The sequence below is a fragment of the Paraburkholderia lebeckiae genome (genome assembly GCF_050436225.1).
GTDB classification, from domain to species: domain Bacteria; phylum Pseudomonadota; class Gammaproteobacteria; order Burkholderiales; family Burkholderiaceae; genus Paraburkholderia; species Paraburkholderia tuberum.
Window position 1 is genome coordinate 1,432,670 of record NZ_JBNDLU010000002.1, and the last position, 13,714, is coordinate 1,446,383.

Genomic DNA, 13,714 nt, shown 5'->3' on the forward strand with positions numbered 1-13,714 from the left:
CTCTCTCCTGACGATCAGTTTTCTTGCGCGGCATGAACGTCGAGCTTCACGAGATCGAGCAATTCACGATCGCTCATCTCGGTGAGCAGAAGCTCCGCGCCGCCCTCCAGCACATCCTTCACCAATTGCTGCTTCGCTTCGATCAACTGGTCGATACGGTCCTCGATCGTGCCACGGCAGATAAACTTATGCACCAGGACGTTCCTTTGCTGGCCGATACGAAACGCACGATCAGTCGCCTGATTTTCCACGGCCGGGTTCCACCAGCGGTCATAGTGGATCACATGCGAAGCGGCGGTGAGATTCAGACCCGCCCCACCGGCCTTGAGCGACAGCACGAAGAAGGGTATCAGCTCGTCTTCCTGGAATCTCCTGACCAGTTCGCGGCGCCTGGCTACCGGAGTGCCGCCATGGAGCACCAGACCTTCGCGACCAAAGATTGACCCCAGAAATGCCGCCAGCGGCTCAGTGGTCTCGCGGAACTGGGTGAATACCAGCACTTTTTCCTGCTTGGCGGCAATGACTTCGGCCAGTTGGCGCAGGCGGGCGAACTTGCCGCTGTCTTCCGCCTTCCAGGCCGCGTCACCCAACCACTGCGACGGATGGTTGCATATCTGTTTGAAGCGCATGAGGAAGCTCAGCACCACACCTTTGCGACCGATGCCTTCGGCGTCCTCAAGCGCGGCGGCCAGATCCTTCACCGCACGCTGGTAAAGCGCCGCCTGGGTCGGGCTCAGGTGGCACCAGGCCTTGAGCTCGGTCTTGTCCGGAAGGTCGTCGATTACCCGCTTGTCGGTCTTCAGGCGGCGCAGGATGTAGGGCCGTACGAGCGTTCGCAGCGGGCCGAAGTGCTCGGCCTTCGCCAGCCGCCTGGTAAAGTTGGCAAAGACTTTGTCCGAGCCCAGCAAACCGGGGTGGGTAAAATCGAAAATGGACCACAGGTCGGACAGGCGGTTTTCCACGGGCGTGCCAGTCAGCGCGATGCGCGATTGTGCCTGGAGTTGCTTGACCTGTCGCGTTTGCTTGGCGCCCGGATTCTTGATCGCCTGTGCTTCATCAACGATGGCAAGGCGCCATTGGATGGTCCCCAGTACCGGCTGGCGAAGCAGCGAGCCAAAGCTGGTGATGACGAGATCGATGTCCGCAAGCCGCGCGGCGTCCAGCGCGCGCAAATCGGCCGCCGGCATGACCGACGGATGGGCGATCAGCAGGCGCAAGCCCGGGGCGAAGCGCTCGGCCTCTGCCGCCCAGTTGGCCAGCAGCGATGCGGGGGCGACCAGCAGGCTGGGCCGCACCTCGGTGCTTTCACGCTTCAGCACGAGCAGCAGCGAGAGTACCTGCATGGTCTTGCCCAGGCCCATATCGTCCGCCAGGCAAGCGCCCAGTCCGAGCCGGGTGAGCAGGTACAACCACCGCACGCCGGCCCGTTGGTAGGGCCGCAGGTTCGCCTTGAGTTCCGGTCCCGGACTGATCTGCGCCAGCCCCTCCGGCTGACGCAATTCCTGCAGCATGTCGGCCAGCCACGGCCCTGCAACAAGCTGCGACCAGTCGCGGTCAGCGGGGTCGGCGTTACCGTCGAGCGAAACACCCGCCAGAAGGCGTAGGGCCTCATTAAAGGGCAGACCGGTTTGTGCCGCCTTTTCCATGGCCTCGAATCGCTTCAGGAGGCGACTGAGCTTTTTCTTGTCCACCTCGACCCAGCGACCGCGGATGAGTTGCAAGCCATCGGCGGCTTTGAGCAGATCCCTGACCTCGGAGGCGCTGAGACGCTCGCCGTCGAGGGAGACCTCCATGCTGAAATCGAGCAACGCGTCCTTGCCCAGGAGCGAAGGTGGTCTTGCTCCGACGCTGGCTCTTACTACGGGACGAGCAGGGCGGCCCGCCTGCCAGACGCCTGGCGTGCGTACGACAATCCCGGCGGCTTCAAGTTGGGACAGGTCCGAGAGAAAGCGATGGGCGTCAAGCGGCGTCCAGCGCAGCGGATGGTATATCTCGCCGGTATCCACCATTTCGCGAAGCCAATCGCAGTGTTCCGCGGCGCGCTGCACCGGCAGCAGTAATGACAGGAGCTGCGCCTTGCTCCTGGCTCCCGAAAATTCCGCCAGGGCTTGCGACAGTGGCTGGTGTTGCGCTTTGCCATGCGCCGACAGGCGCGAAGTGTAAGTCGCAAGGAAGGCGAACGGTGACTCCGTGTCCTTGCGGTTCTCAGCGAGGTTGAAATGCACACGACCGACCAGATTCCAGGCCGGGTGGCGCAACTTGAGGAAATCCTGAAGCGAGACCATTGCGGTCGCCAGTTCCTGGTGCAAGGCTGTATCGATCTCGCCCCACAGCGTGGCTAGCACATCTGGCGTTAGATACTCCCCGCCCGTCATCGGCGGCGCATCGGCAATCAGGGCATCGAAGTCCTTGGCAGCGGGCGTGACGACCGCAATCTCGCCGCCCTCGGGTGTGGCGCACAAGGCGGTGACATAGCGCGCGGCAAAATCTCGCCACCAGGCCCAGGCGGGCGGCAAAATGCGGCCGATTTCCGCCGTTCCCAGATACAGCAGGCCATGTCCTGCGCCATGCGCAAAAGAACTGCCTAGCCGCGGTCGTATTTCATCCGCCAATAGTGGCGCGTCGTCCTCTGGAACCGCAAGCAGGTGACCACCGGGCGTCAGGTGTGGCGCGAGAATGTCGGTAGCAGTCACGGGCATACGTTCTCGTTGAGCTGTTGCAGCAAGCGCTTAGGTTGCGCGTTTACCCAGCGAGTAACTTCGGAATTGACCTGCATGCCTCCCGACCCAGCGCAAGCCACGCGAAGCTGTACTTGCAGCCGGACCGGTGAAATTACCGGCTGGACCGAGCGTAGGGGGTTTTGTGGCTCGCTGCAGCGTCGTGCATCTCTTGTGAATGGTCTTTCCATGTGCTGTAGGTCAATCTGATTGTTTCGCCCCAGCGCACAAAGTACGCCTGCGGCTCTGCCGGGGACCCGCCAACGTTTGACCTTTACGACGGTCCCGGAGAATTTCCGACTTCTGCCGGGAACGAAGATTCACGACGAGAGAGTACCGGAGCCTAAGTCATCAGAGATGGGATGGCAATGGCGCCAAGCCGCGCTGACACCGAGGTTGGCAGTTCGGCCAGCGGACGGTCGAGCTTCGGCGTCGATGTGCGATATGAGGTCCAGGTTCGGAGCGACGGCCCGTTCAGCGGCGTGTCAATCCGCGCGGCCGGTTGTTGCCGCCGGACCGACGACGATAATTCCGACATACCTGACCGCCGCAACGATGAGTCCGTCGTCATGACGTCACTTCAGGGCAGTGGAAATGGATATCCTCCTCCGGTGCGGCGACTGAATTAAAACGTGCGCTTGCCGCATTGCCCGCGATCAGTGTTGACACTCAGCCGCGTTTTCGCCGGTCATCGGTGAAATAATGCGCAAATCACCCACTGGCCTACGTCCCCCCATGCAGTCACGGCACGCTGTGCCCAGCTAATGTCATTGGCGGTCTGAATGCTCACTGCCGGCCTGCCTGATAGCATGAAAGGAAACTGCGGCCACCCGAAGCTCGCCAGGCGCAGTAACACGACGCGGCGGGTTCAACTCTTTGCTGTCGGGCGGACCGCCACGGGCGTGGAAAGTTGGTACGCTTTGCTTACGTGGACAGCGCGGCCCCGGTCACGCGGCAGGGCTGCACGAGGAGAGTTCATGACATTCAAGACTCAGTGGTACCGAGAGAAGTTCGCGAAAAAACGCGACAAAGGCTTCTGCGGCTACCCGGTGGCGACAGTCGCCTTCTATGGGCCGGACGACGCCCGCGCGACGAAACTCTCTGTAGGCATCGTCACCCACGAAGATGCTGACGCCGATCCTGTTGAGCGGTGGTTTTGCGAAACAACCGATGCGAGAATTGATCCAGACGTCATCGAAGCAATCGTTCGATTCATCGAACAGCATGGTGCCAAATCGGTGGCAGCCGTCGATCGCATCATCGGGTGTCCGCATGAGGAAGGGATTGACTATCCGGAAGGCGAAAATTGTCCGCAGTGCCCGTTCTGGGCCAACCGTGATCGTTGGAGCGGTGAAATCATTCAATGATGTTGCAGGTCCAGGCCCTTCCGTCGAGCTGACTCCTGTCTTGCCAGTCTCCTTCCGACAATATTCGTGTATGGAGAAGGTGCGACGGGATAGCGCGCAGATATCCGTCTAGTTGAATCCAGTTCAGGATGTGTATCCGCAACGCAGCACACTTTCGAGACGGGAAATAAGTTGCCCCTGGCAAGGCCAGCCCGTGGCGGACTTTCACGCTACCGTAACCGCGTGCTCCCCTCACTTCGACGACACCGGCGTCATGGCGGCGAATAACAAATGCCCAGCGGAGCCGGCCATCGACCAGGACGATACGATCCGCTCGTCGTGCTCGTGGTGTAGGGTACAAGGGCGAATCTGCAGCTGGCAAGGCTGGTTGTCGAAGCATACCGAGGGCGGTGAGATTCACAGCTGACACACGCGGGCAACACCATGGGTCTTTCTTGCCGAAGGTTTCTCATTGCGGGTGACGATACCGTCTGGCGGCTGTCGAGCGCCAGGTTCGACCGGATGCTCCGAGATCCGGCAAGCGACTGTTTGCCCGCCTTTGCGGGGCAACGAGCGCGAATGGCCGACGTGGTTGTCGAGCTCGTAGACAGAGAGCCGGTTCGCGTCGTTAGAAACGTGTTTTCCATTCTCACTTTCGATGCCGAAGGCCGCATTGACACAGGCAGATTCGAAAAGCAGCAATTTGCCTTGGCGGAAGCGGTCATTGCACCAGTCTTTGCCGTCTTCAATGATCACAGCAACGAAACGGTCGTCGACGCAACCTCCCGATTCGTTGCGCAGGGAGGCCAATGGGTTCCGTCACACGCTTTGGCGCGCGTCATAGATGAGGCTGCGTTGGGCCAACGACCGTGCCGACGCCTCTAGGCGGTCGCTCGGCGCCTGCTCTATGGCATCCAGTCTCAGATTCTCGAGTGCCCCGGATGGGGCGACACCGACCAGATCATACGATCTTCTCGTAAGCCGACACTCGCAAGCGATGATATTCGCACCTACCCAAACGGCGACGGCCGACAACGTGCTGGCCAATCTGACCGAGCGAATGGCCGTTGTACCTTGAAAGCTGCCGTCGAGGCGGCGCCGGGTCGAACAGCAGCAATGGGTCGACCAGAGGCGTTCTCAGCTCCGTGTCAGCGTTTCGCATGTCGGTGATCGGCCACAGGTCAACCGCAAACTCGACTCGGCTGTCCGCCTCAATTGGGCCGAGCCTGCGGGCATTCCGCCTGATACCAACGATCGACCTGACGCTGCGCAGCCTGTAGATTATTCGGATAGTGAGGATCGAACCTTTTTGGGTCGTACCCCGGCCTTCCTCAGCGCCGCCAGTTCACTCCGGTTGCGCTCGGGTGTGATGGGCGCATGGTGTTTGAGAGCGGCGAGATCGTGGCATTCCGTTGCGCTCTGATGCGTCGCGCCTTCCGCAATGCCTCCTGCGGCACTGCCAGCGAGGGAGATCGTCAACGCGGAAACCATCGGCCAGATCTTCGGCGAGTTCTTCATGTCACGTCCACCTTCAGTAAAGCAACGAGGTACGAACAATGACACTGCTGTACGCTCGGCGAAGCCGCAACGTGCTCACCCGCTCGGTAGGAGAACCCGGATGGCCTCGCCCGAAGAGATCACTGCCGACATGCTTGCCTTCTGGAACGGGAACGGCGGCGACATCCGGGTGGCTCGACAGGAGCACACCGACATCACGCTCGCGCCGGTGACCAACGCCTTGCTTGTCTTTGCCGCTCCGCGTGCCGGCGAACGGGTGGTGGATATTGGCTGTGGCTGTGGCGCGCCCACGCTGGAATTTGCGCGCGCCGCGGGTCCCTCCGGACGTGTGGCTGGGTTGGACATTTCCGGGCCAATGCTTGCTGAGGGTAAAAGGCGCGCGAGCGCCGCCGGCATCGCCAATGTCGATTGGCGGCAGGCCGATCCGGCAACGGCCGCGCTGGACGAATACGATTTGCTGATCTCCGCTTTCGGAGTGATGTTCTTCGGCGAGCGGGGGGCGGCGTTCGCCAATATGCGCCGCGCCGCCGCTCCGGGCGCGCGCATGGCGCTCGTGTGCTGGCGCTCGCTGGCTGAAAACCCGTGGATGGAAGTGCCGATGACCGCGGCCGCGTGGCGCCTGCCGCCGAGGCCGCAGCCGGCACCGAACGCTCCCGGAATGTTTGCCTTCGCCGATCGGGACCACGTGACCGAGGTTGTCACGGCGGCCGGTTGGGCGCCACCGCGCTTCGAGAAACTCGACATGGACCTCGATATCGTCGCCGGCCGCGGGCTGGATGAGGCGGTGGTTCAGTCAACCCAAATCGGCGCCGTAAACAGTTGGCTGCGCAACCAGCCAGCAGAGGTTGTCTCCGCCGCCACCGCCTCTGTTCACGGGGCGCTTGCGCCCTATGCGGACGGTGCAAGAGTGCGATTGCCCGCCGCGATGTGGTTAATCAGCAGCGCGCCTGCCTGAACGAGCCCCGCCACCCAATGGCTTTTTCGCCGAGCGTGAGTGCGCCTTTGACCCTTTATAGATAGTCCGGCGCCGCGCCAGTGGCCCGCACCGAAGCAAAAAAATACCCGCCACGCGGGCGGGTTGAATCCATATCAGGAAGAGACATGGAGGAGACGTGCTTAGTATAAACCCTTAGTCGGAAGCGGCGCAAGTAGCCCTTTTTTCCACGCCTCAGGCGCTTTTTCGGAGCGGTTCATCGCGTTTGTCTCCAGCCTACAGGCGATCGAGCTGCTCCGTCGTTCAGCCAGCGCGGCGAGCGGCGCTCCACACAGCTGCTGGTCGTAGCGAGTCAGGATCCGGGCAAAGGCTGCGAATCCGGTGGCGTCGAGGTTCCACTCGTTGGTCGACCGGCACCGAAGCATTCGCAGACCGTGGCGTCGGCTGTTCGGTACGCGGCGAGTTCGAGGTTGCCGTATCCGCGATCGACAAGAGACCCAACGAGAATCATTGCCTGAGAGTGTGTGCGTCGCACGGCCGACCGTGGTCGCGCCGCAGGAGGTCGAACGCGAGATGCGCCTCGAGTGCAAGCCGATCTCCAAGCGGACCGCAGTCGGCCATCTACGGCCGTTGGCTGGCGCCTTGATATGGACGCTCGAACGTCTCGTCCACCTTGGTAAGAGACATCCGGGCGTCGGAGACGATCGTCCCAACGTCGGCCGGAGGAGCCGATCGGGCCGCACTTGCGGCTGACCGCTTCAGGCTGACATGGAGCCGCCCTCCCTCACGAATTCGGCGCTTTCCTCGTTGGTCGTACCGATTCATTCGATCGTCCTCGAAACTGTGCCCTAGCTTGCGGACTGCGACGCCCACTCGCTGAAGCTGGGCCCACCATGAATGGTTTTACGTCTTGCCCATTCCACCTCGGCGGCAGTGGCATACGTCATCCCTGGCTCCCACCAAAGTGCGGCTTCCTGTTGGAGAGATGGCCGCCTTTCCATTCGCGCAACCAACGACGCGAGCTTGGGTCGATTCGGGGCGCGCCAGGACAATCGCAATGGGCGTGTTTCAATGAACTGACAGAAACAGGTGAGGAAGATATCCTGAGCGGAAATCACACCGGGGACGAAGGCGCCGTCAGTGCCGATGAGCTGACTCTCGAACCAATCGAGGAGATGCTGGTTGCGCATAGCGCAGCGCGCGGCATGGCCATTTTCTTCATGGCGGATCCCAGACCATTGCAGTTGCGACACCGTCGTCGTCGACACGCCGAAGGTTTGTAACGTGGCGAGAACGAGCTTATCGTGCCAGCTTTCCATCGCGCGCACGTAGTCGGATGTCAAAGGCTCCATGCCTTCCGGCGCAGGCGCGGCTGGATAGTTGGACATGAGGTAGTCGATGATCACGGTGGAGTCCCAAAGAGTCAGGTTACCGTCGACCAAGGTAGGAACCTGAAGGGTCGGCGCGACCTTCGCACGCTCTTCGACGCTGGGCGTCGTGAATGTCTCCACGCGTTCAAAATCGAGTCCCTTCTCGACAAGCACGATGCGGACGGCACGAGCGAAAGGCGATCCCGTCGTGAAGAACAGCTTGCGCATTTTGATCCCCTTGAATGACGGATCGCGTTGAGAACGATGGACTGATGTTTCGCTCGTCCAAACTTGCAGCACTGGCTGATTGTCTGCTCAGACCCATAAGTCTGAACCTCGCGACAACTGCGCACCAGCGGCAATTGATGCAAGTCGGACGGCAGGCGAACGGTCAAAGACCCTAAACGAGCGACTCGAACCGCGTGCCGGAAACCAACTTCCCTCTGAAAAACCTTGACTGACCACCTCAGGGCGTGTGAAACGGATAGTTCAGACTGCGGCAGAAAAGACCGTCGTCGTGGCAAACCACAGCTACCGTGCCAGCGGATTGATCAACCGCCGCTCCGCGAACGCCCGTGACACTGCGATGAACGCGTCTATGGGGTCACCGATCGAGTCGCTTGCTACGGATCTCGACAGTATGTTTAACAGCGCTTGCTTTCGCTGCTGACGTTGAGGCATGTGCTGGCATTCATCCGCGTGAGCATGATAAACCGGCGCGGGATTTGCCGGCGGGACGTTGCCTTCTTAAAGTTTGTGGCGGTTGCGTCGCAAGTGCCTGACCTCTGGCGCGATTGCATATCGTTAATCCGATCCAGCCGTTCTATTGCCCGACGCTGTACGGTGTCGCTCAAAAGCCGTGTACGCATTGCCACCGATTCTTCGTCACCGATGCCAAAAGACATCTTTCATGGCTCGGTCATGAATTGAAGTGAGGGCCAGATTTGGGAGGCGATTTATGATTCGATCACAGCTGTACAGATGCCCCTATACGCGAACCGAGGGAATGCGACGAACGTACGACGTGACATTCAATCTAACGCAACGTGAATCGGGTGTATTTGCCTACGCGGCCTGGGTGCACCACGGGGGTGTATTGGCAACGGCGCCACTCATCCGCTTATTTCGCGAACCGGTGCACAAGCTGCCGAAGAAGCACGTGCTCGCGTTGACGAGTACATCGAGCATCTCATTGGCGTAGCAGAAATGAATTGACATCAATCCGTCCGGATCAGCTGATGAAACTAGGCACCGTAACCGGCACGCGAAGCGCCAATGCGCACATGAGTTTGTATCCAATCGTGCCTGCAGCGGACGCGACATCGTCAATCTTCACCTGCTCACCCAGAGCTCGAATTTTCGAGCCAATTCCCACAGACGGGCAGGGCGTCAGTTCCACGGTTAGCATATGCATAGAGACGCGGGGCACGAGTTGATTCACGCGTGAGTTGCTCGGATGCCGATGACGCCGATCTCGCGTACGGGTGCCTGAGTACGCTCGTGGTGCGCACGGGTTCATTCGGGGATGTCAGAAACCAACCCCGACACCGACGCCTACGCCCCCGCCGAAGCTGCCGCCTCCCACGCCCACACCGATGCTGGTGCTAGGCGCGTAGTAGCCGGGACCATATCCATACCCCGGATAGCCGTACGGCTGGGCGATGACACACCCCGCGATGCCAGCCCCTAGAGCCAATATGCAGAAAAGCCTGACCATGGTTGTCTCCCGTGCATAAATCGATCAACGCAACATTCGGTCCCTGAGTCGGGCGGATCATCTGCCCCGTGGTCGGAAGGATATTCTTGCGAATGCCGTCTACATAACTAAAGCATAGCGAATGCGCGTGTTTTTCCCTATGCATCCGCAGATGGGCGTGGGCATAGGCGGTGGTCGTTGTTCCGTTGTCGGCCGATGGTGTTGAAAAACTCGGCGTAGACGTGGAGCGCAGCACTTCTCAGTTTGTGGTGCGGCGCGGTTGATCCTAGAGCATCCAGATGACGAGGACTTTCGCTCCTCTTTTCACTTTAGACCGCCATCATCGCTGCGTCGCGCGGAGCGAGCCTCCGGACCATTCGTCCAAAGTTTCTGGGCTGTTGCTGCCAACAGGCATTCGTCCTGCGCACACAGGCTTGATCAATCATGCACTCGCCAAGCGGTTAGCGCAACGCGACAGCCCCAGTCCTGCCTGATAATCTCCAGTCACGTCGCATACGCCCTACCCGTGAAGGGCTTTGTCACGTTAAATCGCTGACGGCGCAAAAGTGCAGTTCACGCGAGACTGCTCAGAAAGCAGACGGAGTTTGGGCCAACCCAGCAAAGCGATGCCACATGGCAAAGCGTTCGCCAAGTTGTTTGCGCTTGAGCGACATATGCTGCGCGCTTCGCTCTATAACGGAAGGCTCGAATGACGGGATTGGTCGAGTCGATGTCGGCGAATTCGGTTCGCCTTTGATCGCCTACCGCCTTTTCATGTATTTCCCCAGCACAAAGCCCGCCAGTAAGCCGGTCCCAAGAAGGACACTTCCTACCCACCACGTCGCCGGTAGCGGCATTGCGTCGGATTGGCACTTCGCGGCAACGACAGCGGCGATTTCGCGCGCAGTGATTTGCGTCATGTTCGAGATCTCGTTGATCCCATAGACGCAGATCTCGCCAGTCGGGAGCGCGCAGAACCGCTCAGCAGGGCATTGCGTCAGGATCTTCTGGGCGGCTCCCTCACCGCACACCGCACCCGCACCCTTCAGCACCCGGAGCGTCACGTCTGGATACCTGGTAATTTGTTCAGGCATCGAATCGGCTCCCTTAACCATTGCGTGATATAGGCATCGGCTCATTCACGGGCGGCACCAGACGCTCGCGGAACCTGAATTGAGCACTTCCGCTTCAGCGTGACGGTGGGCGAGAGATCCCGTCAGCCAGAATATCCGTCGCCAGTCTCGATTGAAAAACGGCTAACCAACGCGTTTCAGGCCTCGTCGGATTTTCCGCTGCAACGCGCGGCGTTGCCGTGGTGGGTGCCGGGCGTCGCGCTGAGCGATCACTCAACTTTTTGGCGCGAAGGCTTTCCGGCTGTGATGGTCACGGACACCGCGTACCTGCGCAACCCACACTACCATACCGCGCACGACGTCCCCGCGACGCTCGACTATGGCCGCATGGCTGCCGTGACGCTCGGGCTCGCAGCGAGCCGTCGCGTCGCTCACGCCCACGCCAGCCGGACCCGGCATGCGGTGAGTCCAATCCTGCTCGGGAGCACGCGGGCCCGTTGGAAACCACGCCGAATCAAACCGGATCATGCCGGATCAAGGATAGGCAGCCGCCGCGGCAAGATAGAGCAAGACCGCTATCACGACCACTGCGGTAAAGCCCAGATGAATTGCCAGTACCGTCGCCAGAACTGCAGCCATCACGGAAGTGCACGCGTTGACGCCCCAGGCCCACGGCACGAGCATTTCGGCGCCGGCAGCAACGCGGCTGAGCCCCAGCGGAAAGGGCATCCCCATCGCAAACGCGAGCGGCGCGACAAGCAGCACGGCGATCACGATCCTGGCCGGATCGGATAGCGGGATCAGCAACGGGAACAGAGCGGGGAGCACAAGCAGGTAGAAGGACGAGATGGCGGAGATCGCACCGATGGCCGTCGCCGCGACCGACCAGCGATTCGTGTTCCTGCACGGCTGCGGCGCGTAGCCGGCCAGGAGCGCCTCGCGGCCCTGCAGGTGCTGCGTGTACCGGCTTCCAAGTCCCGCGAACGAAAGGAACGCGCATAGCACGACGGCGACAGCGTAGAGCGGGTGACTCAGGAGCAGGATGAACTTCTGGATGAACGCGATTTCGATGAACATGAAGGCGAAGCCGATCGCGACGAAATATATTGCGACCCTACATCCGGATATCGCCGCCACCGAAGCAGCGGCGTTACCGCGGGAGGTAGCCTTTAAGCGCGGCGAACCATGCGCCGTGCGCTGGCGGCGCGTCATTACCCAGAGAGGAAAGAGGATCAATGCCATGGCCGTCAACGTGGCCTGAAGCAGCGTCGCGATCAGTACCGGATAGCCCCATTCCAGCAAGGGCAGGCCACCTCGCCCCTTCAACGCGAGAAACTCAGGCAGCGACCGCCATTTGACGAAGTGAAAGAAGTACGGCTTGTCGTCCGTGGCGGGGCGGACGTCGAACTTGTAGCGTGCCCAGAACGTGTCTCGCCCGGGGCTCAGCAGAGCGCGCGCGGCTTCGAAGAAGTAGGGTCTTTCAAGCACATTGTAGCGATTCGCTTCGTCGGCCTGCATCCCCGGGTAGTATCCGACGTCGAACGAACGGGCGCGGCAGAAGGTGCCCAGCGCGGCGATGTCCGCGTCATCGAACTCGCCGTTCTTGACCAGCAGCGTCGCGGTATTCCAGCCGCGGATCAGCACGAGCCGACGAAACGGTTGCGTCACGCCGGTGCTCTCCATCGCCAGGACGCCCGTCGCAAACAGCTTCAGGACGTCGCGCGGGGGCAGCGTGACCCAGCGCGTGATCGCCAGCATGCCACCCGGGTTGAGATGGCGCAGATAGTCCTGAAACGCCTGCACGGTGTACAGGTAGCTCTCGGAAAGTGCGTAAAGGCCGGCCGAGGAGGCGCTGAACGAATCCAGCAAAGCGACCTGGATGAGATCGTAGCGCTCGCTGCTCGCGGCGACGAAACCCCGCGCTTCGCCGATCAACATGCGAACGTTGGGTGCGCTGTAAGGCTTGCCGGAAAAATCGGCGAAGCGGCGCTGCACCGCGTCGACTATCTGCGGATTCAGTTCTACCGCGTCGATCGCGCTCGCTTCGTGGTACAGCGCCTGCAATATGTCGACTCCAGCGCCGCTGCCAAGCACGAGGACTTTGGGCCGCCGCAGCAAATGATAAGGAAGCGCGGAGGTCAGATAGTCAAGGTAACCGAGAGGTTCCCGCCGTCCGTCATAGCGATTGAGCGCGGACAGTCCGTCGCCGTCGGTAAACACGCCGAGTTGCGGCGGCGGCTCCATCGTCGCGTTGAGGCTCAGCCCGGGCGCATGCCGGAAAGGAATCAAGGGGCTCTCCACCACCGTGACGAGACCCAGCGGGCTCGAGCTTTCGGCGACCACGTGCGCGTCCTTGATGCGCAGGGCCTGGCTCAATTCCTTGTACTCCGACGGCCGCAATGCGAGCCAGTCGCGCGGCAGGCCGACGGCCAACACGGTCGCGGCGCTGAGCAACAGGGCCGGCAACCACGGCCGGTGCCAGCGGCATTCGACACATGCCAGCGCCGCTGCCGCAATGCCCGCAGCACCCAGTAACCGTAGCGCATCCAGTGGCCGGAGCGCGAATAGCACGCCAATGATTGCGATGCTGCCCAAGCCCGCCCCGCCGATGTCGAAACTGTAAATGCGGGGAATCTGATCGTTGAACCGCGTGAACGTGAGACAGACGCTGGTCGCGGCGCAAAAGAAAGGAACGAAGAGGAGCAGATAGATCAGGAGCAGGCGCAAAGGTTCGCGCGGATCCCACAGAATCTCCAGCGGGTTGAACGCGACACGCTGAGCGAAAGCGAACGAGGCAACCGAAAGAACGCCGAACAGAAATGCGCTGCCGACGAACACGGCTGCGAACCGGGGCGCGAGCCAGCGTTGCGCCAGCGCAACCATCGCGCCGGCTGCTCCGTAACCCAGCAGGGCGACGCTGATCATCATGTACGCGAAGTGATGCCATTGAATGATCGAAAAGAGCCGCATCAACAGGAGCTCGTAACCAAGCACTGCGGCCGAGAGCAGGGAGAGGGCGAACAACGGCGCGGCGGGCATGATTGCGTGTACCTGATGGGA

7 protein-coding genes and 2 pseudogenes are annotated in these 13,714 nt (G+C 61.1%); 2 read left to right on the forward strand and 7 right to left on the reverse strand.

What is annotated here, in order from left to right; all coding sequences use genetic code 11:
* Positions 1-14: 14 nt before the first annotated feature.
* Positions 15-2,699, reverse strand: a complete 2,685-nt coding sequence (locus tag OKW45_RS21315) for a DEAD/DEAH box helicase (protein WP_429470900.1) — start codon at positions 2,697-2,699, stop codon at positions 15-17.
* 995 nt (positions 2,700-3,694) lie between these two features.
* On the opposite strand from OKW45_RS21315, the gene OKW45_RS21320 reads away from it, so the two are divergent.
* On the forward strand, positions 3,695-4,084 hold the full coding sequence (locus tag OKW45_RS21320) for a hypothetical protein (RefSeq protein WP_429470901.1): 390 nt from the start codon (positions 3,695-3,697) through the stop codon (positions 4,082-4,084).
* Positions 4,085-4,480: 396 nt separating this feature from the next.
* Here OKW45_RS21320 and OKW45_RS21325 read toward each other — a convergent pair whose 3' ends face one another.
* Positions 4,481-4,873, reverse strand: coding sequence for a hypothetical protein (locus tag OKW45_RS21325; RefSeq protein WP_162634008.1), 393 nt, complete (start codon positions 4,871-4,873; stop codon positions 4,481-4,483).
* Between the two features lie 401 nt (positions 4,874-5,274).
* Positions 5,275-5,581: pseudogene (locus OKW45_RS21330) on the reverse strand (DUF4148 domain-containing protein).
* A gap of 100 nt (positions 5,582-5,681) precedes the next feature.
* Here OKW45_RS21330 and OKW45_RS21335 point away from each other — a divergent pair.
* Entirely contained in the window at positions 5,682-6,536 is an 855-nt protein-coding gene (locus OKW45_RS21335; protein WP_429470903.1) for a class I SAM-dependent methyltransferase, read from the forward strand.
* 827 nt (positions 6,537-7,363) lie between these two features.
* Here the strand turns inward: OKW45_RS21335 and OKW45_RS21340 are convergent.
* The 4 genes and pseudogenes from OKW45_RS21340 to OKW45_RS21355 form a co-directional block, all read right to left on the reverse strand.
* Positions 7,364-8,113, reverse strand: a complete 750-nt coding sequence (locus tag OKW45_RS21340) for a glutathione S-transferase family protein (protein ID WP_429470904.1) — start codon at positions 8,111-8,113, stop codon at positions 7,364-7,366.
* Between the two features lie 1,003 nt (positions 8,114-9,116).
* A pseudogene (locus OKW45_RS21345) lies at positions 9,117-9,326 on the reverse strand (alanine racemase C-terminal domain-containing protein); the annotation flags it as partial.
* A 1,016-nt stretch (positions 9,327-10,342) separates the two neighbouring features.
* Positions 10,343-10,675 carry a hypothetical protein gene (locus tag OKW45_RS21350; RefSeq protein ID WP_429470905.1) on the reverse strand — a complete coding sequence of 111 codons (333 nt, stop codon included), beginning with the start codon at positions 10,673-10,675 and terminating at the stop codon, positions 10,343-10,345.
* Positions 10,676-11,188: 513 nt separating this feature from the next.
* Positions 11,189-13,693: a spermine/spermidine synthase domain-containing protein gene (locus OKW45_RS21355; RefSeq protein ID WP_429470907.1), complete on the reverse strand. Its 2,505-nt coding sequence runs from the start codon at positions 13,691-13,693 to the stop codon at positions 11,189-11,191.
* Between the last annotated feature and the right edge of the window lie 21 nt (positions 13,694-13,714).